This is a genomic window from Pseudomonas azotoformans (genome assembly GCF_001579805.1).
Lineage (GTDB): Bacteria > Pseudomonadota > Gammaproteobacteria > Pseudomonadales > Pseudomonadaceae > Aquipseudomonas > Aquipseudomonas azotoformans_A.
Map to the genome: position 1 here is coordinate 5,143,672 of NZ_CP014546.1, position 22,343 is coordinate 5,166,014.

A 22,343-nucleotide genomic window follows, 5' to 3' on the forward strand; every position below is an offset into this window, starting at 1 on the left:
CCAGAATAACGGCTAAACAAAAATGGCCGCCATTATGAGGGGTTTCACCGGGAAGTTTCAGGCTTTTGACCAGTGGCTGGCGAATTGGCCAATGTGGATTAACCTTTTCGCAGATGGCGCCGATGGACTGTGGGCAACCAGGGAGTAGTCGGAATGCGCAATAACCAGCCCGTAACACAGCGTGAGATTTCCCTCGCGCCTTCGCAAAAACTCATCTCCGCCACGGATGTCCGAGGTGTCATCACTTACTGCAACGATGCCTTTGTCGACATCAGCGGCTTTGAACGCGCCGATTTGATTGGCGCCCCGCAGAACATCGTGCGTCACCCCGATGTGCCCCCCGCCGTGTTTGCGCACATGTGGAGTGCACTCAAGCAAGGCCTGCCCTGGATGGGCATCGTCAAGAACCGCTCGAAAAACGGCGACCATTATTGGGTCAACGCCTACGTCACCCCCATATTCGATGGCAGCAAAGTAGTGGGTTTCGAGTCTGTGCGGGTCAAGCCCACGACCGATGAGATCCGTCGGGCCCAGGCCTTGTATCGGCGTATCAGCCAGGGCAAGCCGGGCGTTCCACGCCAGGACGCCTGGCTGCCGGCCGCCATCAGCTGCGTGCCGTACGTGGCAACCGGGCTTGTCGGCAGCTTCGCCGGTATCTTCCTGAGTGCGCCCGTCGCCGTTGCTGTGGCCGTTGCAGTTGCAGTACCGGTGGGCGTGCTCTGCTCGCACTGGCGTCAAGGCAGCACAATACGCCTGTTGCAGGGTGTGGAGCCCTCGACCTCGGATGCGTTGATCGCGCAGATGTACAGCGACGCCAGCGGGCCACAGGCACGTCTGGAAACGGCGTTTCTCAGCCAGAACGCACGCCTGAAAACCTGCCTCACCCGCCTGCAAGACAGCGCCGAGCAACTGAGCGCCCTGGCCGGGCAATCCGATCAGTTGGCCACCGCCAGCTCCAAGGGCCTGGACCGCCAGCGCGTCGAAACTGAACAGGTCTCGGCCGCTGTCAACCAGATGGCCGCCACCACCCAGGAAGTCGCCAGCCATGTGCAACGCACCGCCGACGCCACCCAGCAGGCCAACGTCCTGACCGGGCGCGGCCGCGAAGTGGCACGCGACACCCGTGAGGCGATTGAGCGCCTGTCTGCGGTGGTCAGCGAAACCGGCGCTACCGTGGCGCAACTGGCCAAGGACAGCGACGAAATCGGCAGCGTGGTGGACGTGATCAAAGGCATTGCCGACCAGACCAACCTGCTGGCCCTCAACGCCGCCATCGAAGCAGCGCGTGCCGGCGAGCAAGGCCGTGGTTTTGCCGTGGTGGCCGACGAAGTGCGGCAACTGGCACAACGCACGTCCCAGTCAACCACCCAGATCCACGGGTTGATCACTCAACTGCAAGCGTCCTCCAACAATGCCGTGCAAAGTATGGAACACGGCCAACGCCAGGCCCAGGAAGGCGTGGCCTGGGTGCTGGAGGCGGACCAGGCGCTGGTCGGCATCAGCGAAGCGGTGTCCCATATCACTGACATGACCACCCAGATCGCCGCCGCCACCGAGGAACAGAGCGCGGTCGCCGAGGAAATCAGCCGAAACATCACCACCATCGCCGAACTGGCTGACCAGACGTCGATACAAGCCCATCAATCCACGGACCTGAGCAAGGAGCTGACGAACACCGCATCTACCCAATACGCGTTGGTGGAGCGATTCAATCGCTGATACCCCCTAAGCAGGTTCGCCTCTTTGCGGGGCGACCCGGCTTGGGTTAACGTTCTCCCACGCCCCTTGCATGAATCCCCCCATGTCCATCACCGACAACCTCCTCGCCTTCACCTTCGCCGCCACGCTGCTGACGCTCACGCCCGGCCTTGATACGGCGCTGGTACTCAGGACCGCCACGGTGGAAGGCAAGCGCCAGGCGTTGCAAGCCACGTTGGGGATCAACGCGGGTTGCCTGTTGTGGGGCGCGGCGGTTGCCTTTGGCCTGGGTGCGTTGATTGCGGTGTCGGAAGTCGCCTTCAACCTGCTCAAGTACTGCGGCGCCGCGTACCTGGCCTGGCTGGGCTTGAACATGTTGCTGCGTCCACGTCGCTCATTGGCGAGCGCCGAGGTGCAGGGCAAACCTGCCGGCAACTGGTTTATCAAAGGCATGCTGGGCAACGTGCTCAACCCCAAGGTGGGGATTTTCTACGTGTCGTTCCTGCCGCAATTCATCCCCCAGGGTCAGCCGTTGATCCTCTGGACGTTCGGTCTGGTCAGTATCCACGTGCTGCTTGGCGTGATCTGGGCACTGGTGCTGATCGGTGCTACGCAGTCGCTTTCCGGCTTCCTGCGCCGCGAAAAGGTCATCCAGTGGATGGACCGCACCACCGGCCTGATCTTTGTGTTGTTCGCTGCACGGCTGGCGTTCAGCAAGCGTTGAGCAGCGGCTTTCTCGTCAGCAACGCCCAAGCGACCACCCCCGACAGCGCCACCGCGACCGCGCCTGCCAAATACACCGACGCCACCCCTGCCGCCCCAGCCAAAGCCCCAGCCAATGGGCTGGCGATGCCCAGGGAAATATCCAGGAACGCCACATAGGCCCCCATCGCCAACCCACGGGTGTGCGGCGGCGCGCGCTTGATCGCTTCCACTCCAAACCCCGGAAACGCCAGCGAATAACCAAAGCCCGTAAATGCCGCGCCCAGGTATGCCATCAACGGATCATTCGCGCCCCAGATCAACAACTGCCCCGCCGCCTCGATCAGCACGCAGACCAGCGCCACCTTCGCACCGCCGAGCTTGTCCGGCAGATGCCCGAAGAAAATCCGCGCACCGATAAACGCCAGCCCGAACGCGGTAAACGCAAACGACGCATTGCCCCAATCCTTGGACGCAAACAGCAGCGCGACAAAGGCAGCAATCACGCCAGAGCCGATGCTGGAAAATGCCAGCCCCAAGCCCGGCAGCCAGACCGCCCCGAGTACCGAGTAGAACGACGTACGCCGCTGACTGGTCGGTGCAACGCCCTTCGCACCGATCACGACGCCAACCGCCAACAACGGCATGATCAAGCTGGCAATGGACAGCCCACTGAACCCCCATTGGTTGTTGATTGCCACACCCAACGGCGCACCCAGCGCGAAGGCGACGTAAATCGCGATACCGATCCAGGCCATCACCTTACCGGTATTCTGTGGCCCTACCCGCCCCATGCCCCAGCCCATGGAGCCGGTGATGACCAGGCTTTCGCCCAGCGCCAACACCACACGCCCGGCCAGCAGCAACCAAACCGACAGCACCGGCGAATCGACAAACGCCAGCGAAACCAGGTACAGCAGCCCCGAACTGGCCGCCACCAGCATGCCCAGCAACATAGCGCGCTTGGGGCCACGCATATCAGCAAAGTTGCCGGCCCAAGCCCGCGACAGCAACGCTGCCGCGAACTGCGCGCCAATCACCACGCCCACCACCAGCGTGCCCATGCCCAATGTCTGATTCAGGTGCAAAGGCAACACGGGCAACTGCATGCCGATAATCAGGAAACCGACGAACACCGCCAACGTAATCGGCAACATACTCATCAGCACGGTTCTGTGTTGTGTCATCAAAACTCTCCGCTCAGCGCCTGAAGTAATCGGCTTGATCAAGGTCTGCCAACAAGCTTGGGCCCGTTGGTGTCCACCGCAGCCGCTCGCGGGTCTGCTCACTGGAAACGGCCATATCAGCGCCGGCCATATTGGCGAACCAGCCAAAATGTTCGCGTGGTCGGGATTCAACCGGCATGCCCAGTCGCCGTCCGATCACCTCGGCAATCGCCTTGAATGGCACCGCCTGGTCCGCGACTGCGTGATACGCAGGCTGGCTAAGGTCATCATCCAGCACCCGGCGATAGACCCGCGCCGCGTCGGTGCGGTACACCCCCGACCAGCAGTTCTGCCCGTCGCCGATATACGCCGACACGCCAGTCTCGCGGGCCAGGCGGATCAGGATCGGCAAGAAACCGTGGTCGCCCACGCCATGCACCGAAGGCGCCAGGCGCACCGTTGCCGCCCGCACGCCGCGTGCAGCCAGCGCCCTCGCGGCGGCTTCGGACTGGCGTGGCGATGCGGCATTAGGCAGGTCTGCCTCGACCGCACCGCATGGCAGGCCGGACAAACCCGAAGTGACGATCAGCGGCGTGTCCGAACCTCTCAACACCGACTCGAACGCCTCGATCACCCGGCGGTCCTGCTCGCAGTTTTCGATAAAGCGCGAGAAGTCGTGATTGAACGCGGTGTGAATCACCGCATCCGCCGTCCAGGCGGCGCGGCGCAAGGTGTCCAAGTCATCCAGGGTGCCGCGCAGCACCTTGGCGCCGGTGGCGGCAAGCGCCTGCGCCTTGTCGTCGGCGCGAGCCAGGCCGGTCACCAGGTAGCCGGCATTGAGCAGGTCCTTGACCACTTCGGAGCCAACCCAACCGGTGGCTCCCGTGACAAATACGTGCATGAGTTGAGTCCTCGATTAGCCCAGGCGCATTGAGAGTTCGATGTCATCGGTAAAGGGCACCGACAAGTAGCCGTTCTCCGGGGCGCGTACGTAGGCCAGGTATTCAGGGCAATAATCGGTGTTGTCTGCCACCACCAGTGCGCCGGGGCGCAGGTGGCGTTCCACCAGGTTCAGCACGTCGCCATACAGTGTTTTGGCGCCGTCCAGCAGCAACAGATCGACAACCTCTGGCAAGTCGCTGGCCAGGGTCACCAGCGCGTCACCTTCACGAATGTGGATCAGGTCGCTCACGCCGCCTTCGATGAAATGCTCGCGCGCCAGGGCGATCTTCGAGGCTTCGAATTCGCTGCCGATCAGCACACCGCCGCCGTTGTCGCGCAGTGCGGCAGCCAGGAACAAGGTCGACAGCCCAAACGAAGTACCAAACTCGACAATCGCCCGCGCCTTGTTGCTGCGAGCCAGCATGTAGAGCAGCTTGCCGGTGTCCTGGGACACGGGTAGCCACAGGTCCTTGAGCATCGAATACAGAGCCACGTACTCGGTTTTGCTGTGCATCAGCCGTTCGCGTTCTGCCTGAGAGACCGAGTTCAGCAGCGGGCTGGTGGCCGCATCGGCCTGGGCGTAGAGACGTTCAATCAGGGGCGCTAGAGGCGCGGTGGTCAGGCTCGACATAATTGATTTCCAGTGAGTTGGGACTAAGATGCGACTAATTCGTCGCATTAAAAGTATGCGAGTGATTCGCATCCTTCGCTATTCGCATTAGCCCTGCTTCAGGAGCCCTGTATGACCAACCGCCAGACCCCGCGTATTTCCACGCGTAAACAGCCGCAACAGGCCCGTTCCACCGAGTTGGTGGCGGCAATTCTGCAGGCGGCTATTCAGGTTTTGGCCAAGGAAGGCGCCACCCGTTTCACCACCGCACGGGTCGCGGAAAAGGCCGGCGTGAGCGTGGGGTCGGTGTACCAGTACTTCCCCAACAAAGCAGCGATTCTGTTCCGGTTGCAGAGTGATGAGTGGCAGCAGACTACCCAGATGCTGCGCGACATCCTGGAGAAACGCGACGAAACGCCACTGGACCGCCTACGCACGTTGGTGCACGCCTTTATCGAGTCGGAATGCGAAGAAGCACAGATGCGCGGCGCGCTGAGCGACGCGGCGCCGCTCTATCGCGATGCACCGGAAGCCCTGGAAGTGCGCGCGGCGGGACGGCAGGCGTTCAAGGGGTTCATGCTGGAGTTGTTGCCTGAGGTGTCAGTTGACAAGCGGATCCTGGCCAGTGATTTGATCCTGACCACGCTCAGTTCAGTGGGGAAGGAGTTTTCCAACAGTCCGCGAACGGCTGAAGAAATTGCGGTGTACTCCGAGGGGATGGCTGATATGTTTCGTGCGTATGTGAATGCGCTCAACCTGGTCGAAAGGGCAACCGATATCTCATTTCTTCCAGAGTGACACCTCCCCTCTGAAGATGACGTTCACTCCCAGGGTCCTCAAGACAGCCCGCCTTGCTATAAAACCGGATAGCCCTTTCATTACGGCTCAAGACCCAAAGCGTCAAACACTCATACCCTTGCTCGATCAAGAACTGCAGGCCCGCATTCCACAACGCCAGCCCCACGCCGGCTTGCCAATACTTGGCTAAAACATAAATGGCCATGACCTCACCAGTGTTTGCTCCGGCAGCTTCTTCGTCTCGACTGGCACCGACCGATATCCAGCCGATAACTTGCCTATCCAGCTCGGCGACCCACACGTAGGACTCGCCCGACTCAATCGAGCGAACCCAAAAGGATTCACGCCGAGCCAGCGTTGCGTCCAACCCCTTCAAGAACTCGGCAGGCATCAGGTCGCGATAGGCTTCCTGCCAACTGCGGATATGCACCTGGGCGATGGCGTTGGCGTCGCCAGGTAACGCTTTGCGGATCATTGATCGATTCCTTATTCAGTCAATGTCCTTCAAGTAAACCCAACCTTCATGACCGTTTACCCTCATGGTATGTTTCGAGCCCCATACGCAAAAGGAGGTGCCATGCAATCGTTAGCCACCAACGCTGCACTGCTGATCATCGACATGCAGCAAGGCATGAACCAGCCCAAGCTGGGGCGACGCAACAATCCGGATGCTGAGGTGCAGATGCAGCGCCTGCTGAATGCCTGGCGCCAATCCGACCGCCCTGTCGTGCATATCCGGCACATGTCCCGCTCGCCCAACTCGGTGTTCTGGCCGGGTCAACCGGGCTGCGAATTCCAGCCAGCGCTGCAACCGCTGGCGCATGAGCATGTGGTCGAAAAGAACGTTCCGGATGCCTTCGTCGCCTCAGGGCTGGAACGCTGGCTGCATGCACGCGGCATCCGACAGTTGGTGATCGTCGGCGTGATCACCAACAACTCGGTCGAGGCCACGGCACGCTCCGGCGGTAATCTGGGTTTTGCGGTGACGGTGGTTTCAGATGCCTGCTACACCTTCGATCAAACCGATTTGTCCGGGCGCCTGTGGCCGGCTGAAGACGTGCATGCGCTGTCGCTGAGCAACCTGGCGATGGACTATGCCGCCGTGATGGAGACCGACGAAATCCTGGTTCATTGTTGACCACGACGGTCAGGTAGCGGGTTGAAACACGCCCTCTTTCACAAGCATATCGATCAGTGATTGCGGCCAGACTGTCTCTTCGGTAGAGCGCAGCGCATTGACAGACCACCAACGATGATCCGCCATGACCTGCGTCTCATGGGCGGTCCATTCCGCTTTTGACAGGTCCTCATCGGGTGCGTGAACCAGATAATACTGCTCAATCGCCAACACCGTTTCCCCGCAAGGCAGCATCAAGGGGACCTTGCGGTCCGCAATGGGCGCCGCAACAGTGTCAACCTTGATTCCCGTTTCCTCACGCAGCTCGCGTATTGCAGCCACCTCGAAGGTTTCACCAGCCTCTACGCCACCGCCAGGCGTAGCCCAATAATTTTGCCCGGCCAATGGTCCGTCTTTATGGACGAACCTGAACAGAAGCACCTCATGGGAGGGGTTGATCACCAGCAGGCGTGACGCCTTTCGTTCGCGCATTGAATCCATCCCTTCCTTAGGCCGATGTCGTCGTTTCCAACAATTGCGCAATCGCTTTGCGCAATTCCCCATGCTCACTTTCCGCATACGGCTGTGCGTTTTTCCAGTCATAAAACCACGCTGGCATCTTGCGTTTGTCGTCCGGTTCCGAGGCGTAGCGCGGGAAAATGTGACAATGCAGTTCCGGCTCGGAATTGCCTAAAATCTCGTAGTTCATACGCAGCGCACCAGTGGCCTGCAACACCGCATCGCCCAGGAGGGCCATGTCCAGCAGGTAGGCAGTGCGGGCCTCGGTATCGAGGTCGTTCAGACTGGCAACGACCGGGTCAGGCAGCAGCAGGCAGTAACCAGGGAGAAACTGTACATCACCCATGACCGCCCAGCCCGAGGCCATGCGGCATATAACCTTGTCGTTGGTGCTGTTACGGGCCTGTGCTACACGTTCGGTGATAAGCGCCATGCAAAATCCTTGATCAACCTGAAGTCCAGGCGGCATCTTAACGCGATTTCAAGCACTGCCATCCACCTGCGCGCACGGCATAACCTGCTGAAGGTAAGCGTCCAGGACATCGGTATTCGCTGACGAACCCATCGCACCGATATACCCATCAGGTCGCACCAGCACCCACTCGCCCATCGCCAGTTCGTAGGCATGTTTAACGTAGCCATGGTCGTCGAGCACATCACCCTCAGGTCCAACTCTATGGACATGCAAGCCCGGCCGAGTAGGCACCACCCCGCGCGCTACGCCATAACTGAGCACCGTCCAGTGCGTTCCCTTGAACAGATGGAACAGCCGCAACGCCTGCCCAGCGGCACCTCGGACCGGCGCGTCCGGCGCCCGGTCGCCCGCTGCAACGCCTTTACGCACGGGGCTCTTCAACGCCAGCGAGGACTCTGGATAGGCAATATCCAACTGATGCACTTCCCTGCCCCGACGCAGTTCGCCGTTCTTCATCTCACCCAGCAATTGGGTGGACAAACCAAGCACGCAAGCGGCGACAGGCCGACGCTCCGCTTCATAGGTATCCAGTAAATCATCAGGTGCCCCCTGTACCACCGCCGCCAGCTTCCAGCCCAGGTTGTAAGCGTCCTGCACGCTGGTATTCAGGCCCTGGCCACCGGTGGGTGGATGGATATGGGCGGCGTCCCCCACCAGCAGCACCCTCCCCACGCGGTATTGATCCGCCAGGCGGGCATTCATGGTGTAGGCCGACGACCAAGACACCGCGTGCACCTGGATATCGGCGCGACCGGTGCGATGGGCGATGATTACGGTGAGCCCCTCGGCACTGAAATCGACGTCAAGATCCGCGGGAATCGGCCCCTGAATCTGGAACAGCTCGGTGCCGGCCAGGGGGCATATCGCAATTTGGCGCTGCATATCGCCGTCACCAAAACGGTGCCAGGCATCACGCGTGAGGCCGCTAAGTTCGACATCCGCCACCAAAGCGCGTACGCCAAGGGTCTTGCCGGGAAAGCCGATATCCAGGGCATGTCGAACAAAACTGCGCCCCCCATCAGCACCCACCAACCAACGCACACGGATGTGTTCTTCACCTGCGTTGCCGATCAGCCGTGCGGTGACTGCGTTGCCGTCCTGCTCAAATCCAACCAGTTCACAAGCAAATTCAGGCTGATGCCCCCACTCAAGCAGACGTTCGCGCATCACGCGCTCGGTCAAAAACTGCGGCACCATCAACGGTTGTCGGTAAGGCTCGGCGGGCATCGACGCCTTGGATTCTGTGAATTCTGTTTCGCTGTAGCTGCCATCGTCGCGGTAGCGCCGGTCAGTCGGATAGACTCCACCCACTGCCATCAGACGGTCGAGAATACCCAGGTCTTCGAACACTTCCTGAGACCTTGGCTGGATACCTTTACCGCGTGAACCCTGGAAGGGATGCGCATTTTTTTCGATCAGCCGAAAAGTGATACCCCTTCTCGCCAGGTCGATTGCCAAGGTCAGGCCGGCGGCACCGGCACCGCAAATCAGTACATCGACAGCGAATTGCGCTTTCATACTGGATTACCTATATGTGCAATACGCACATATTAAGAGAGGCGAACACCGTGTCAATTAAAAATGTGCAAAAAGCACATATATCCGCCCAACTGCGTGACCTGCATGGTTCATTGGTTGAGATCGTGGGGGTGATGAACCGCCCGCAGCGCGACGAAGCGATGGTGCGCGAAGCCGGGATTTCACTGGATCGCGCCCTGTTTCCGCTGCTGGTGCTGGTGGAAAGGTTGGGGCCGATCGGCGTAGTCGAACTGGCTGACCGCGTGGGCCGTGACTACACCACCGTGAGCCGGCAGGTGGCGAAGCTGGAAAGCCTGGGCTTGGTTCTGCGCCAGGCAAGCGCAGTCGACCGCCGCGTACGCGAGTCGGTGATTACCGAGAAAGGCAAAGCCATGACTGACCGCGTCGACGACGCGCGGGAGAGGATCGGTGTGTCGATCTTCTCCACCTGGGATGAAGGCGACTTCGACAATCTGGTGCGGCTGATGCGCAAGTTTGCCGAGGATATCAAGGATGACTCGGTGCGTGCGACGAAGGGCATTTCCTAAGGCCACGCACGTTTCCTGTGGCAAGCGGGGCAAGCCCGCTTGCCACACAGCATCAATCCAATGCCAATTCCACCACCCCAGCATTCAACCGCACCGGCCAAACCCGCAGCCTCTGATCAGGCGCCTCCAGGCACTGCCCATCCTCGAGCCGGTAATGCTGCTTGTAGATCGGCGCCGCCACCACCAGGTCACCCTTGATACTGCCGATCAAGCCGCGCCCGATCACATTCGCGCCGGATTCCGGGTCATGGTTGTCGATGGCAAACAACGTCTGGTCCTGCGCACCCGGCAGGTAGAACAGCGCCACTTGCGCGCCGTCCAGCCACACCACTACCCCGGAATTGCTCACCAGGTCGGTCTCGCTGCACACACCTTTCCAGGTGGCCAGGTTGCGTTGTGGGTTGGTTTGGCTCATCAGGCAATCTCCTCGGTGACGGGAATCAGGTTGAGTTCGGCGGCCATGATCGGCCGGCGTTGCCCGCGTTCCTGGACGAAGTGGATGTCCGGGTCGGGGCGTTTGTCGTTGACGAAGGTGCGAAAGCGCTTGAGTTTTTCCGGGTCTGCGAGGGTGTTGGCCCATTCGCATTCGTAGCGGTCGACCACCAGTTGCATCTGCGCCTCCAGCTCTACGCCGAGGCCCAGGCTGTCGTGCAGGATCACGTCCTTGAGGAAATCCAGGCCGCCTTCGAGGCTTTCGCGCCAGACCGAGGTGCGTTGCAGCTTGTCGGCGGTGCGGATGTAGAACATCAGGAAGCGGTCGATGTAGCGGATCAGCGTGGCGTCATCCAGGTCAGTGGCGAACAACTCCGCATGGCGTGGGCGCATGCCGCCGTTGCCGGCGATGTAGAGGTTCCAGCCCTTCTCGGTGGCGATCACGCCGACGTCCTTGCTCTGGGCTTCGGCGCATTCACGGGTACAGCCGGACACTGCGAACTTGAGCTTGTGTGGCGAGCGCAGGCCCTTGTAGCGTTCCTCGATCAACAGCGCCATTTTCACGCTGTCCTGCACGCCGTAACGGCACCAGGTACTGCCCACGCAGGACTTCACCGTACGCGTGGATTTGCCATAGGCATGCCCGGTTTCAAACCCGGCGGCGATCAGTTCGCTCCAGATATCCGGCAGTTCGTGCAGTTGCGCGCCAAACAGGTCGATGCGCTGGCCGCCGGTGATCTTAGTATAGAGGTCATATTTCTTCGCCACTTCGCCGATCACAATCAGCTTATCCGCGGTGATTTCGCCGCCTGGAATACGCGGTACCACCGAGTAGGTACCGTTCTTCTGCATGTTGGCCATGAACGTATCGTTGGTGTCCTGCAACGGCACCAGGGACGCGTCCATGATCGGCTGGTTCCAGCACGACGCCAGGATCGAGCCCACCGCTGGCTTGCACACGTCGCAGCCGGTGTGACCACGGCCGTGTTTGGCCAGCAGTTCGTCAAAGGTGAGGATGCCTTCCACGCGCACCAGCGCGTACAACTCCTGCCGGGTGTAGGCGAAGTGTTCGCACAGGCTCTTGTCGACGCTGACGCCACGGGCGATCAGCTCATGCTCGAACACCTGCTTGAGCAAGCCAGCGCAGCCGCCGCATCCGGTGCAGGCCTTGGTCTGGGTTTTGAGCAGGCCGAGGTCGCTGCAGCCGCCGTCGATGGCCGAGCAGATCGCGCCCTTGGTCACGTTGTGGCAGGAGCAGACGGTGGCCGATTCCGGCAGCGCGCCGGGGCCGAGGGTCGGGGCGCCGCTGGACGACGGCAGGATCAGGCTGGCCGGCTCGGGCGGCAGCGTGATGCTGTTTTGCATGTATTGCAGCAGGGTGTCGTAGTAGCTGTTGTCGCCCACCAGCACCGCGCCGATCACATGTTTGCCCGACGCGTCCACCACCAGGCGCCGGTAGCTGGCGCTGGCTTCGTCGATGAACTGGTAGCTGCGCGCGCCCGGCGTGTGGGCATGGGCGTCACCGATGGAGCCCACGTCGACGCCGAGCAACTTGAGTTTGGTCGACATGTCGGCACCCACAAACGGCTCGGCGGTTTGCGCGCACAGCAGCGCGGCGACGCCTCGGGCCATCTGGTAGCCCGGCGCGACCAGGCCGAACAGGCTACCGTTCCAGGACGCGCATTCGCCAATCGCGTAGATGTTCGGGTCGATGCTCAGGCATTCGTCGTTGATCACCACGCCGCCACGCGGGCCGATGTCCAGGCCGGCCTGGCGGGCCAGTGCATCCTGGGCGCGAATACCGGCGGAGAACACGATCAGGTCGGTTTCAAGGAACTCGTCATTGGCAAAATTCATACGGTAGCGGTACTGCTCCCCCGCGCTGATGGATTGGGTGGCGCGCGACAAATGCACGCCCACGCCCAGCCGCTCGATCTGCGCCTTGAGCGCCAGGCCGCCGAAGTCGTCGAGTTGCACCGGCATCAAGCGCGGCGCGAATTCCACCACATGGGCTTCAAGGCCGAGGCTTTTCAGGGCGTTGGCAGCTTCCAGGCCCAACAGGCCACCGCCCACTACCACACCGCGTTTCGCATTGGCGGCGGCCTTACGAATCGCGTCCAGGTCCTCAAGGGTGCGATACACCAACCGCGAATCGCCTTCGGCGCCTTCGATAGGCGGCACGAACGGATACGAACCGGTGGCCAACACCAGCTTGTCATAGGCGACGCAGCCGTTGGCGGTGATCACTTCGCAGCGCGCGCGGTCGATCTCCAGCACCGGTACGCCCAGGTGCAGGGTGACACCCGGCGTCTGGTACAACGCGGCGTCGGACAAAGCCAGCGACTCGGCATCGCGACCGGTGAAGTATTCAGACAGGTGCACCCGGTCATAGGCGCGCATCGGCTCTTCGCTGAACACGTGCAAACGGTAGTGATCCAGCGCGCCGCGCTCGATCAATTGCGCCACACAGTGGTGGCCGACCATGCCATTGCCGACGACGATCAAGGTTTTGAGATGGTTCATAGTAAGCACCCGACAACGCTCATCACGGTTTTAAAAAAGCAAAAAAAAACGCCTGAAACCTTGCGGTTCCAGGCGTCTTTGCCTGTTCTTATGCGGGTTCGGATCGGGCGACTTCGCCGGATTCACCGCTATATGCCCCGGTGTCGATCGTCGTTGACCGAAGTGGGTTGAGGGGGAGCTTGCAGGGTCTGTGCCAAGCCATCTGATAGCCCGTTACAACAGCCAATGTCGTCGCTTAACCCCGCCAAACGCATTGTTCAGCGCCTCCAACTGGTGCGCTCCGCTTCATAAATGTGCACGCCCCACCCTCTGCTGAACATTTTATTGTGGTGAGCGGGCTTGCCCCGCGCCCAAGTCACCTCGGTCTCAAGAGGGCTGCTGCGCAGCCCAGCGCGGGGCAAGCCCGCTCACCACAACAAGCTCTGCTCACCACAGCAGCCCACTCACCAAAAAACGCCAGTTCACCTAACAAACCCCGTCGTGAAAAACCTGGCGCGTGACTTGCTAGGAACACTCCAACCAAGCAGTCAACGCTGACTGCCCTCTCACGACAAAGGCGCCGTGTAATCCCCGTTCTGAACGGAGGGTTGCAAGGCGCCTTTTTTGTTTACGCAGGTTTCAGATGGCCAACCAAAGCATACGCAGCGTGTGTCCTTATTGTGGCGTGGGCTGCGGCATCGTCATGCAGGTGCAAGACAATAAAGTGGTCAAGGTGATCGGCGACAAAGCCCACCCCACCAACTTTGGCCGCCTGTGCACCAAGGGCACCACCTGCGGGCAAGCCATCGCCGAGTCCGGACGCATGGAAAACGCCTATGTACGCCAGGCCCGGCAGAATGACCCGGTGCGCATCGGCATGGACAACGCCCTCCGCGAAACCGCGCGCCGCCTGCGTCACACCCTCGACACCCACGGCCCGGACGCCTTGGCGTTCTACGTGTCGGGCCAGATGTCACTGGAATCCCAATACCTGATCAATAAATTGGCCAAGGGCTTCGTCCGCACATCCAACATCGAGTCAAACTCGCGGCTGTGCATGGCCAGCGCCGGCAGTGGCTACAAACTCTCCCTCGGCGCCGACGGCCCGCCGGGGTCTTATGAAGACTTCGATCGCGCCGACCTGTTCTTCGTGATCGGCGCGAACATGGCTGACTGTCACCCGATCCTGTTCTTGCGCATGATGGACCGGGTCAAGGCCGGGGCGAAGCTGATCGTGGTCGACCCCCGGCGCAGCGCCACGGCGGACAAGGCCAACCTGTTCCTGCCGATCAAACCCGGCACCGACCTGGCGTTGCTCAATGGCCTGCTGCACCTGCTGGTCAAAAACGGCCATACCGCCCCTGCCTTTATCGCCGCCTTTACCCAAGGCTGGGAGGCGATGCCCGAATTCCTCGAGGACTATTCGCCAGAGCACGTCGCCGCCATCACCGGCCTGGCCGAAGCCGATATCCGCCAAGCCGCCGACTGGATCGGCCAGGCCGCCGAGTGGATGAGCTGCTGGACCATGGGCCTCAACCAGAGCACCCACGGCACCTGGCACACCAACGCGCTGTGCAACCTGCACCTGGCGACAGGCGCCATTTGCCGGCCGGGCAGCGGGCCGTTTTCCCTCACGGGTCAACCCAATGCCATGGGCGGGCGCGAAATGGGTTACATGGGTCCTGGACTGCCGGGGCAACGTTCGGTGTTGGTCGAGGCCGACCGCGCCTTTATCGAAGACCTGTGGCAGATCCCCCACGACAGCCTGCCGCGCCAGGCTGGCAGCGGCACCGTGGCGATGTTCGAACAGATGGCCGCCGGGCAGATCAAGGCCTGCTGGATCATCTGCACCAACCCGGTCGCCAGCGTGCCTAACCGACAAACCGTGATCAAAGGCCTGCAAACCGCCGAACTGGTGATCACCCAGGATGCTTTTCTCGATACCGAAACCAACCGCTACGCCGACATCCTGTTGCCCGGCGCGCTGTGGGCCGAGGCCGAAGGGGTGATGATCAACTCCGAGCGCAACCTGACCCTGATGCAAAAAGCCGTCGACGCGCCCGGCGAGACCCTGCCCGACTGGCAGATCATCGCCAGGGTCGCCTGTGAAATGGGCTTTGCCGACGCGTTCACCTATGCATCCGCCGCTGACGTGTTTGAAGAAATAAAACGTGCCTGGAACCCCAAGACCGGCTACGACCTCCGTGGCGCGAGCTACCCGCGCCTGCGTGAGCAGCCGCTGCAATGGCCCTGCGCATCGGAGGATGGCGCGGACCGCAACCCGATCCGCTACCGGGACACAGGCGCCCTCACCTTCGCCACCGAAAACGGCAAAGCCCTGTTCTTCGCCCGCCCGCATATGCCGCCCGCAGAGATGCCCGATGACGTGTTCCCCTTTGTGCTCAACACCGGCCGCGTGCAGCACCAATGGCACACCCTGACCAAGACCGGCAAGGTCGCGACCCTGAACAAACTCAACCCCGGGCCCTTCGTGGAATTACACCCCGAAGACGCAGCCAATCTGGGCATCAAAAACAAGGATCAGGTCGAGATACGCTCCCAGCGCGGCCGCGCCGTACTGCCCGCCGTGGTCACCGACCGTGTACGGCCAGGCAACTGCTTTGCGCCGTTCCACTGGAACGATGTGTTCGGTGAACACCTGGCCATCAACGCAGTGACCAACGACGCGGTGGACCCGATTTCCTTGCAGCCGGAGTTCAAGCACTGCGCTGTCGCCCTGGCCCGCGTCGAGCTGATCGACCATCAATTCCTGGACCGCCCTTCCCCCGTAGCTGAGGACACTCCCATGTCGCGCCTCGACGCCTTCGCCGAAATCGCCGGCATCCGCAACCTCCCCGCGCCGCCACTGAGCGAGGGTGAGCGTACCTACCTCGCCGGCTTCCTCAGCGGCTTGCAAGCCAATACCGCACGCCAGGCAGTAGACGTGCCGACCCTGCCCGCCAATGCACCGCTGGCCGATGCGTCACGGCTTTGGTTGAACGGCTTGCTCGGCGGTTTGTTCAGCCATACGCAATCCCCCGCAGCGCCCTCCCCGGCCGTCACCTTGTTATGGGCCTCGCAAACCGGCAACGCCGAAGCCTTGGCCGAGCGTTTTGCCAAACGGCTGCGCGACGCGGGCATTACCGTGGAACTGAGCGCGATGGCGGATTTCCCGGCGAGCAAACTGGCAAGCACCCACACCCTGGCGCTGATCAGCAGCACCTTTGGCGACGGCGACCCACCGGACAATGGCGAAGGGTTCTGGCACAGCCTCAGCACCGCCGAGACGCGCCTAGAGTCCCTGCGCTTCGCGGTGCTGGCCCTGGGCGACCCGAGCTACGAGCAGTTCTGCAACCACGGCAAACAACTCGACCAACGCCTGTTGGAACTGGGCGCCACCCGCCTGTTGGAACGCGTCGACTGCGATACCGAATTCGAAGCACTGGCCGATGCCTGGCTACTGCGTTTCCAGCAGACCCTGGCCCCGGCAAAGCCCGTCGCGCCCGCCACCCCCGCCGGGAAAACCAAGCTGTACGGCTCACGCCTGCTACTCAACCGACACCTGAACCCGCACAGCGTCCACAAGGAAACCCGCCAATTTGCCCTAGACCTGACCGACTCCGGGCTGACCTACGAAGCCGGTGATGCCCTGGGTGTGCGGCCGCGCAACTGCCCCGAACTGGTCAGCGAGTTGCTCGACCTCACACGCTTGAACGCCAGTACCTGCGTGAACATCGACACCTTCGGCGACGTGCCCTTGCAACAGGCCCTGACCCAGCACTTCGAAATCGCCCGGCCCAGCAGCGACACCCTGGCTTTCATCGCCGAGCGCAGCGCCAACCCTGGCCTCAAGCACTTGCTCAACCCCGAACATAAGGCCGAACTGAATGACTGGCTCTGGGGTCGGCAACTGGCGGATGTGTTGCTGGAGTACCCCGTCGAGTGTTCGGCGGATGAACTGCTGGGCACCCTCAAGCGCCTGCAACCGCGCCTGTATTCAATCGCGTCCAGCGCCAAGGCCTATCCACAGGAAGTGCACCTCACCGTGGCCGCCGTGCGTTACGGCAAACGTAAAGGCGTGTCCTCGACCTTCCTGGCTGACCGGGTCGGCGACGGCGAGGTGCCGTTGTTCATCCAGCCGTCCAAACACTTCCGCACGCCCACTGACGGCGACGTGCCAATGATCATGATCGGCCCCGGCACCGGTATCGCGCCCTTTCGCGCGTTCTTGCAGGAACGTCGCGCGCTGGGTCATCAGGGGCGCAACTGGCTGTTCTTCGGCGAACAGCACGCCGCCAGCGATTTCTACTATCAAGACGAACTGCAAGGCATGCAGCGCGACGGCCTGCTCAACCACTTGAGCCTGGCGTTCTCGCGCGACCAGGCGCAAAAGGTCTACGTGCAGGACCGCATCCGCGAACAGGGGGCCGAGCTGTGGCGCTGGTTGGAGGACGGCGCCAGGCTGTATATCTGCGGTGACGCCAGCCACATGGCCAAAGATGTCGACCAGGCCTTGCGCCAAGTCGCGCAAACCCACGGCGGGCTTGGCGTCGAGGGTGCCGTGGAGTACTGGCGGCAGCTGAGTGAGCAGAAGCGCTATCTGCGTGATGTGTATTGATTGGATACAGAACAATAAGCAGTTTGTATTGTGTACAAAAAACCCTAAAGATTTATCGAAGTCGGGCCGAAACAGCGGTGATAGCAAATCGCCGCAATCCTGATCGAGGTGCACGACGATTTGGCCGCCCTTCACGCTGATGGTCGTCTCGATGAAAATAAAAAATAAGCTGGTACTCGCATTTGTCTCCGTTGCTTTTATCCCGGTAAGCCTGGTGGCCTTGATTTCGGTCATGAACACGCGGACCCAGGCGGTGGAGCAGTTCATCGACGGCAGCACCCGGGAAATCCGTCAGATTGATGGCAACATCCGCCAGTTCTTCGACGGCACGCTGCAAAACGTCGATCAAATGGCTACTGATCCTGTATACACCTCCGTGAACACGCTGAAGAACTACCAGCCTGCCGACGCCGCCAGCCAGCCCATGCCCGCCGAGGCGCAAGCAGTGATCGACCGCTTCGCGCGCTTTGGCGCCACCCACCCAGCGGCGGCGATCCTGTCCATCGGCCTGGAAGACGGCACCTACGCCAAATGGCCGGATGACCCGCAACTGGCCAAGTACGACCCGCGCACCCGCCCCTGGTACAAAGCGGCCATGGCCAGCCCCGGCAAGACCGTGCGCACCCCCGCGTATTACTACGACAAAGACGACGTCGCCCTGGTGGGCACCGCACGCGCATTGCTGGAAAACGGCAAGGCCAAGGGCGTGTTCGTGGTCAGCGTCTCGCTGAAAAACCTCACCGAACTGGTCAAGAGCATCAAGCTGGGTGAAAGCGGTTACGTGATGCTGGTCGAGGACGGCGTGGTGCTGGTGGATCCGCGCAACGCCGCCCACAACTTCAAGCCGCTCAAGGACCTGGGCACAGCCTATGCGCCGTTGGCCGACACCGCACAGGGCTCCACTGAAGTGGTGATCGACGGCGTGCGCTATATGGCGAACGTGTGGACCTCCCCCGGCCTCGGCTGGCGCTATATCGGGCTGATCGAACACCGTGAGGTGATGGCCGAAGCCACGCGCATGACCTACCTCACCGCCATCATCGTCGCGGTGCTGGTGCTGATCTTCGGGCTGATCGCGGCGGCGTTTTCCAAGGTCATCGTCAAGCCTATCGGCCAGGTCAGCACCGGCTTGCAGTCCATCGCCCAGGGCGAAGGCGACTTGCGCCACGAATTGCAGGTCCAGGGTAAGGATGAAACCGCCGAACTGGCCGGCTGGTTCAACAAGTTCCTGGCGGCGATCCGCCAACTGATCCAGCACATCGGCGCAGCCTCGGCCAACTTGCAGAACGCCTCCAAGGTCAACAGCGAGGTGGCGCACAACATGAACGAGGCGGCCGGACGCCAGCGTGAGGCGGTCGAGCTGGTCTCTACGGCGTTCAACGAAATGGTCGCCACCGCCAACGAAGTCGCACGCTCCTGCAGCGGCGCGGCGGAGTCCGCCGAGAACGGGCACCGCCGCGTGGCCGAGGGCAAGCAGCAGATCGAAGTCACCACCGACAACGTCAACCGCCTGGGGCGCCGCCTGACCGAGTCATCCCAGGCCATGGTCGAACTGGAAGCCGGTAGCCGCAGTATCAACCAGATCCTTGGCACCATCCGCGCGATTGCCGAGCAAACCAACCTGCTGGCACTCAACGCCGCCATCGAAGCCGCCCGTGCCGGTGACCAGGGCCGTGGTTTTGCGGTGGTGGCCGACGAAGTGCGCGCACTGGCCAAGCGCACGTCCGACTCCACTGGCGAGATCGAGCAGCTGCTCGGCACCCTGGAAAACAAGACTCAGGAAGTCACGCAGAAAATGGGCAGTTGCCTCGACCTGTCGAAAGCCAGTGTGTCGTCCATCGAAAGCGCGCGGGACAGCTTTGAAGGGATCCAGACCTCGGTCAACGAGATCCGTGACCAGAACCTGCAGATCTCCGCCGCCGCCGAGGAACAACACAGCGTGGCCGAAGAGATCAACCGGCATATCCAACAGATCTACGACGAAGCGCGCCTGGTGGAAAGCCTGGCCAACTCGGCGCAGGACGATTCGGGGCGGCTGTCAAACCTGTCGGATGAGTTGAATGGATTGGTGGGGCGGTTCAAGTCCTGAGGAAGTCAGCGATTGCCTGCCACATCGCGACCGGGTTGGAATACATCGGGAAATGCCCACACTGGGCAATCGGCGCCAGGCGCACGCCGTTGGCCTGGATATGCGCCAGGTAGGACAGCCCGGCATTCTGCTCGCCGTACATGAACATCTTGGGGCACGGCAGCCCGAGGAACTTGCCCATCAGGTCGGCGTTGTCGGAGAGTTCGACCATCGATTGGAAGATCCCGCGCACGGCACCGGCACGCACCTTGTGGCGCAGGCTTGCCGAGTAAAGCGCGCTGGCATACGCGGGTGCCTGGCGAGTGCGCGCGATGAAGGCGCTGAAAAACGCCTCGGGATCCTCTGCCGGGAAATCCACGATCTGGCGGCTGAGAAAGCAGTCTTCGGGGGCGATATTGCCTTCAATGTCGGTAAAGCTCAGCACGCGCTCCGGAAAACGATGGGCCAGCATCAAGGCAGTCAGGCCGCCCATGGAGTGGCCGACCAGGTGGAAGCGTTCGACCTTGAACTGCGCCAGCACCTGCAAGGCGGTTTCCAGCAGGAACGGGATGTTGATGGTCGCCAGGTCGGCACATTGGCTCTCACCGCAGCCGGGCGCGTCGTAGGCGATAAAGGCATGCCCGTCGAACGCCGGGTGCAGGACGATGTCGGCGTAGTCCTCCTTGGTCGAGCCGAACCCGTGCAGGAACAGGATGGGCGCCCGCTCGCCGTCGCGGTGGATCGCCGCTATCTCCACAGCGGTACCGTCTAGGGTCAGTGGAATGAAGAAATGAACGAACGACATGCAAGAGTTCCTTGGCCGAAAAGGTGCCAATTTCAGCGGTTAGCCGCGCGGTGTAAATGACCGATAGCGGAAGGTTGTCATACGCCAATCGTATGAGCCTGGAACTGCGCGACCAACTCGGTCACCAAGGGATTAGGCCGCTCGCTGTTCCAGGCCACCGCCGTGGTAACCACATTGAGTTTCTGGGTCAGCGGCCGTAGCACCACGTTGTCCGGCGCGAGCTTCTTCAGCGACGCTGGCACCAGCGCAATGCCTTGGCCGCAGCTGACGAATGCAATCTGCGAGGCCACCGAGCGCACTTCATGCAGCACCCGTGGCGAGAACCCGCTGGCGCGGCAGGTGGCGATCAGGTTGTCGAAATACACCGGGCTGACCTTGCGCGAAAACATCACCAGCGGCTCGCTGGCCAGGCTCGACAGGCTGATGCGCGAACGTGCAGCCAACGGATGATCGCTGGGCAACGCCACCATCAAGCGATCTTCGCGCACCGGCAACGACTGGATCGCCGGGCCCAGGTCACCGTCCAGCCGGGCGAAGGCCAGATCGATATCCCCGGCTTCCAGCGCCGGCAGCGCCTCGACGCTGTCGATCTCGCGCACCGACACGGTGAGGTGCGGGTATTGCTGCTTGAGTTGATCGATCAGGCCTGGCAACACATCAAACATTGCCGTTGAAATCGCGCCGATGGTCAGCATGCCCGACTGCCCCGCTACCGCCTCTTCCACCGCCAGTTCCAGGCGCTCAAGCTGCTCGGCGAACTTGCGCACTGCCGGCAGGATCGCCGCGCCTACCGGGGTCAACTTGGCGCCCCGCCGGGAGCGTTCGAACAGCTGGACCTTGAGCGCTTGTTCCAGTACCTGGATCTGCTCGCTCAACGGCGGCTGCGACATGCCCAGGCGCTTGGCGGCGCGGCCGAAGTTCTGTTCTTCGGCGACGGCGAGGAACAGCCAGAGGTGGCGGATGAGGCGGAAGTTGATCATGGCGTTTCCATAGGCTTGGCGTATGCAATCAGCAGTTTAGCGCCAATATACCTATCTATTTTTGTTGGGAAACCATCCAGTCGAGAAAGGCGTGAAGTCGAACGGAGAATTTCTCGCCCTCCGCGCTGGGGTTGCGTGCCTCGAACAAAAAGAACGCGAGTTGGGCAACCATCGCCGGGTAATGCTGGAGGAACAGCTTGACGTGGTCCTCAAGCGAGTGCGGCCACATCAAAGCCTGGACCGGGCAAAACAGCTGCGTTGAGCGCACCAGCTTGCGCGATGCTTCACGCTGCAAACGCAGCCGCGCTTCGTCAGTCCGGGCCTGGTCGATGCGCAAGAGATAGCCCTTGAGCACCGCTTCAAAGTCACCGTTCAGCGCCCAGGCAATCTCACGGGATGGGCGGAACGCATCGAAACACGCCGAAAGATCATTGCCCCACACACCACGGCAATGGTGTTTGAGCCAGAACCCCCAGCGGTCTTTGTTCTCGGGTGACAGCACCTGCGCGCAATGACCGATATCGAAGTCGATCTTCGTGATTTCCGGATGCCGCTGCTCCAGGGACAGGCGCGTCAGCTCCAGCTGTTCAAGCAATTCGGGTTGAGGCGGTTCACGAAATATCAACGTGAGATCCAGATCGGATTCACCGGAAATGGCCTCCGCCCTGGCGACACTGCCATACACATAAATGCCGTCCAGGCCCCACTGCGCCGGTGAAAGGGTGGCGCAAACATCGCTGAGCAACGGCTGGAACTCAGGCTGCAGGGGCAAATCGGTCACGGCCAGTACAAATCCTTGGGCGTCAACACCAGTAGGTTGCGATGAATTCACGGGGCACTGTTTC

The 22,343-nt window shown here is 61.6% G+C and carries 19 protein-coding genes and 2 pseudogenes; 9 read left to right on the forward strand and 12 right to left on the reverse strand.

Annotated elements, in window-relative coordinates; genetic code table 11:
• Positions 1–153: 153 nt before the first annotated feature.
• The 3 genes and pseudogenes from AYR47_RS33475 to AYR47_RS23545 all read left to right on the forward strand — a co-directional run.
• Positions 154–426 (forward strand): annotated as a pseudogene (locus AYR47_RS33475) (PAS domain-containing protein); the annotation flags it as partial.
• Positions 427–684: 258 nt separating this feature from the next.
• Positions 685–1,719, forward strand: coding sequence for a methyl-accepting chemotaxis protein (locus tag AYR47_RS23540; RefSeq protein ID WP_420492076.1), 1,035 nt, complete (start codon positions 685–687; stop codon positions 1,717–1,719).
• Positions 1,720–1,801: 82 nt separating this feature from the next.
• The gene (locus tag AYR47_RS23545) at positions 1,802–2,422 is read left to right on the forward strand and encodes a LysE family translocator (protein WP_061437171.1); all 621 of its coding nucleotides are present in this window, start codon (positions 1,802–1,804) and stop codon (positions 2,420–2,422) included.
• Here AYR47_RS23545 and AYR47_RS23550 read toward each other — a convergent pair.
• The 3 genes from AYR47_RS23550 to AYR47_RS23560 are packed head-to-tail and all read right to left on the reverse strand — an operon-like array spanning position 2,409 to position 5,139.
• A complete protein-coding gene (locus tag AYR47_RS23550; protein ID WP_061437173.1) occupies positions 2,409–3,587 on the reverse strand; it encodes an arabinose transporter in 1,179 nt (392 codons plus the stop codon). The genes AYR47_RS23545 and AYR47_RS23550 overlap by 14 nt on opposite strands.
• 13 nt (positions 3,588–3,600) lie before the next feature.
• The gene (locus AYR47_RS23555) at positions 3,601–4,467 is read right to left on the reverse strand and encodes an SDR family oxidoreductase (protein WP_061437175.1); all 867 of its coding nucleotides are present in this window, start codon (positions 4,465–4,467) and stop codon (positions 3,601–3,603) included.
• A 15-nt stretch (positions 4,468–4,482) separates the two neighbouring features.
• Positions 4,483–5,139 carry an O-methyltransferase gene (locus AYR47_RS23560; RefSeq protein ID WP_033896570.1) on the reverse strand — a complete coding sequence of 219 codons (657 nt, stop codon included), beginning with the start codon at positions 5,137–5,139 and terminating at the stop codon, positions 4,483–4,485.
• Positions 5,140–5,250: 111 nt separating this feature from the next.
• Between AYR47_RS23560 and AYR47_RS23565 the strand changes: the two genes are divergently transcribed.
• On the forward strand, positions 5,251–5,916 hold the full coding sequence (locus AYR47_RS23565) for a TetR family transcriptional regulator (RefSeq protein ID WP_033896571.1): 666 nt from the start codon (positions 5,251–5,253) through the stop codon (positions 5,914–5,916).
• Here AYR47_RS23565 and AYR47_RS23570 read toward each other — a convergent pair.
• Positions 5,870–6,391: a GNAT family N-acetyltransferase gene (locus AYR47_RS23570; protein ID WP_061437177.1), complete on the reverse strand. Its 522-nt coding sequence runs from the start codon at positions 6,389–6,391 to the stop codon at positions 5,870–5,872. The two genes, AYR47_RS23565 and AYR47_RS23570, sit on opposite strands and share 47 nt — an antisense overlap.
• 102 nt (positions 6,392–6,493) lie before the next feature.
• Here AYR47_RS23570 and AYR47_RS23575 point away from each other — a divergent pair, with 102 nt between their 5' ends.
• Complete coding sequence (locus AYR47_RS23575) at positions 6,494–7,054, forward strand: cysteine hydrolase family protein (protein WP_061437179.1); 561 nt, start codon at positions 6,494–6,496, stop codon at positions 7,052–7,054.
• 9 nt (positions 7,055–7,063) lie between these two features.
• On the opposite strand, the gene AYR47_RS23580 is transcribed toward AYR47_RS23575, so the two are convergent.
• The 3 genes from AYR47_RS23580 to AYR47_RS23590 are packed head-to-tail and all read right to left on the reverse strand — an operon-like array spanning position 7,064 to position 9,545.
• Positions 7,064–7,525: an NUDIX hydrolase gene (locus AYR47_RS23580; protein ID WP_061437181.1), complete on the reverse strand. Its 462-nt coding sequence runs from the start codon at positions 7,523–7,525 to the stop codon at positions 7,064–7,066.
• Between the two features lie 16 nt (positions 7,526–7,541).
• On the reverse strand, positions 7,542–7,985 hold the full coding sequence (locus AYR47_RS23585; RefSeq protein ID WP_061437185.1) for an HIT family protein: 444 nt from the start codon (positions 7,983–7,985) through the stop codon (positions 7,542–7,544).
• A gap of 48 nt (positions 7,986–8,033) precedes the next feature.
• A complete protein-coding gene (locus AYR47_RS23590) occupies positions 8,034–9,545 on the reverse strand; it encodes an FAD-dependent oxidoreductase (protein ID WP_061437187.1) in 1,512 nt (503 codons plus the stop codon).
• Positions 9,546–9,595: 50 nt separating this feature from the next.
• Here AYR47_RS23590 and AYR47_RS23595 point away from each other — a divergent pair, with 50 nt between their 5' ends.
• Positions 9,596–10,093, forward strand: coding sequence for a MarR family winged helix-turn-helix transcriptional regulator (locus tag AYR47_RS23595; protein WP_033896578.1), 498 nt, complete (start codon positions 9,596–9,598; stop codon positions 10,091–10,093).
• A gap of 52 nt (positions 10,094–10,145) precedes the next feature.
• Here the strand turns inward: AYR47_RS23595 and nirD are convergent, their stop codons facing one another.
• The gene (nirD, locus tag AYR47_RS23600; protein WP_061437189.1) at positions 10,146–10,508 is read right to left on the reverse strand and encodes a nitrite reductase small subunit NirD; all 363 of its coding nucleotides are present in this window, start codon (positions 10,506–10,508) and stop codon (positions 10,146–10,148) included.
• On the reverse strand, positions 10,508–13,048 hold the full coding sequence (nirB, locus tag AYR47_RS23605) for a nitrite reductase large subunit NirB (protein ID WP_061437191.1): 2,541 nt from the start codon (positions 13,046–13,048) through the stop codon (positions 10,508–10,510). The genes nirD and nirB overlap by 1 nt, the downstream gene beginning before the upstream one ends.
• A gap of 622 nt (positions 13,049–13,670) precedes the next feature.
• Here nirB and AYR47_RS23610 point away from each other — a divergent pair.
• The 3 genes and pseudogenes from AYR47_RS23610 (at position 13,671) to AYR47_RS33485 (ending at position 19,734) form a co-directional block, all read left to right on the forward strand.
• The gene (locus tag AYR47_RS23610) at positions 13,671–17,645 is read left to right on the forward strand and encodes a bifunctional nitrate reductase/sulfite reductase flavoprotein subunit alpha (RefSeq protein WP_061437193.1); all 3,975 of its coding nucleotides are present in this window, start codon (positions 13,671–13,673) and stop codon (positions 17,643–17,645) included.
• Positions 17,646–17,877: 232 nt separating this feature from the next.
• A pseudogene (locus AYR47_RS33480) lies at positions 17,878–18,831 on the forward strand (cache domain-containing protein); the annotation flags it as partial.
• 198 nt (positions 18,832–19,029) lie between these two features.
• Positions 19,030–19,734 (forward strand): methyl-accepting chemotaxis protein, encoded by a 705-nt coding sequence (locus tag AYR47_RS33485; RefSeq protein ID WP_420492077.1) that lies wholly within the window; start codon positions 19,030–19,032, stop codon positions 19,732–19,734.
• On the opposite strand, the gene AYR47_RS23620 is transcribed toward AYR47_RS33485, so the two are convergent.
• The 3 genes from AYR47_RS23620 to AYR47_RS23630 all read right to left on the reverse strand — a co-directional run bounded on the left by AYR47_RS23620 (position 19,724) and on the right by AYR47_RS23630 (position 22,330).
• Positions 19,724–20,518, reverse strand: a complete 795-nt coding sequence (locus tag AYR47_RS23620; RefSeq protein ID WP_061437194.1) for an alpha/beta fold hydrolase — start codon at positions 20,516–20,518, stop codon at positions 19,724–19,726. The genes AYR47_RS33485 and AYR47_RS23620 overlap by 11 nt on opposite strands.
• Positions 20,519–20,595: 77 nt before the next feature.
• On the reverse strand, positions 20,596–21,498 hold the full coding sequence (locus AYR47_RS23625) for a LysR family transcriptional regulator (protein ID WP_016979969.1): 903 nt from the start codon (positions 21,496–21,498) through the stop codon (positions 20,596–20,598).
• A 55-nt stretch (positions 21,499–21,553) separates the two neighbouring features.
• On the reverse strand, positions 21,554–22,330 hold the full coding sequence (locus AYR47_RS23630; RefSeq protein ID WP_033896585.1) for a nucleotidyltransferase domain-containing protein: 777 nt from the start codon (positions 22,328–22,330) through the stop codon (positions 21,554–21,556).
• Positions 22,331–22,343: the final 13 nt, after the last annotated feature.

Coding starts and splice junctions, on each gene's coding strand:
- AYR47_RS23545 (WP_061437171.1), top strand. CDS start 1,802: ATGTCCATCACCGACAACCTCCTCGCCTTCACCTTCGCCGCCACGCTG.
- AYR47_RS23550 (WP_061437173.1), bottom strand. CDS start 3,587: ATGACACAACACAGAACCGTGCTGATGAGTATGTTGCCGATTACGTTG.
- AYR47_RS23555 (WP_061437175.1), bottom strand. CDS start 4,467: ATGCACGTATTTGTCACGGGAGCCACCGGTTGGGTTGGCTCCGAAGTG.
- AYR47_RS23560 (WP_033896570.1), bottom strand. CDS start 5,139: ATGTCGAGCCTGACCACCGCGCCTCTAGCGCCCCTGATTGAACGTCTC.
- AYR47_RS23565 (WP_033896571.1), top strand. CDS start 5,251: ATGACCAACCGCCAGACCCCGCGTATTTCCACGCGTAAACAGCCGCAA.
- AYR47_RS23570 (WP_061437177.1), bottom strand. CDS start 6,391: ATGATCCGCAAAGCGTTACCTGGCGACGCCAACGCCATCGCCCAGGTG.
- AYR47_RS23575 (WP_061437179.1), top strand. CDS start 6,494: ATGCAATCGTTAGCCACCAACGCTGCACTGCTGATCATCGACATGCAG.
- AYR47_RS23580 (WP_061437181.1), bottom strand. CDS start 7,525: ATGCGCGAACGAAAGGCGTCACGCCTGCTGGTGATCAACCCCTCCCAT.
- AYR47_RS23585 (WP_061437185.1), bottom strand. CDS start 7,985: ATGGCGCTTATCACCGAACGTGTAGCACAGGCCCGTAACAGCACCAAC.
- AYR47_RS23590 (WP_061437187.1), bottom strand. CDS start 9,545: ATGAAAGCGCAATTCGCTGTCGATGTACTGATTTGCGGTGCCGGTGCC.
- nirD (WP_061437189.1), bottom strand. CDS start 10,508: ATGAGCCAAACCAACCCACAACGCAACCTGGCCACCTGGAAAGGTGTG.
- nirB (WP_061437191.1), bottom strand. CDS start 13,048: ATGAACCATCTCAAAACCTTGATCGTCGTCGGCAATGGCATGGTCGGC.
- AYR47_RS23610 (WP_061437193.1), top strand. CDS start 13,671: ATGGCCAACCAAAGCATACGCAGCGTGTGTCCTTATTGTGGCGTGGGC.
- AYR47_RS33485 (WP_420492077.1), top strand. CDS start 19,030: ATGGTCGCCACCGCCAACGAAGTCGCACGCTCCTGCAGCGGCGCGGCG.
- AYR47_RS23620 (WP_061437194.1), bottom strand. CDS start 20,518: ATGTCGTTCGTTCATTTCTTCATTCCACTGACCCTAGACGGTACCGCT.
- AYR47_RS23625 (WP_016979969.1), bottom strand. CDS start 21,498: ATGATCAACTTCCGCCTCATCCGCCACCTCTGGCTGTTCCTCGCCGTC.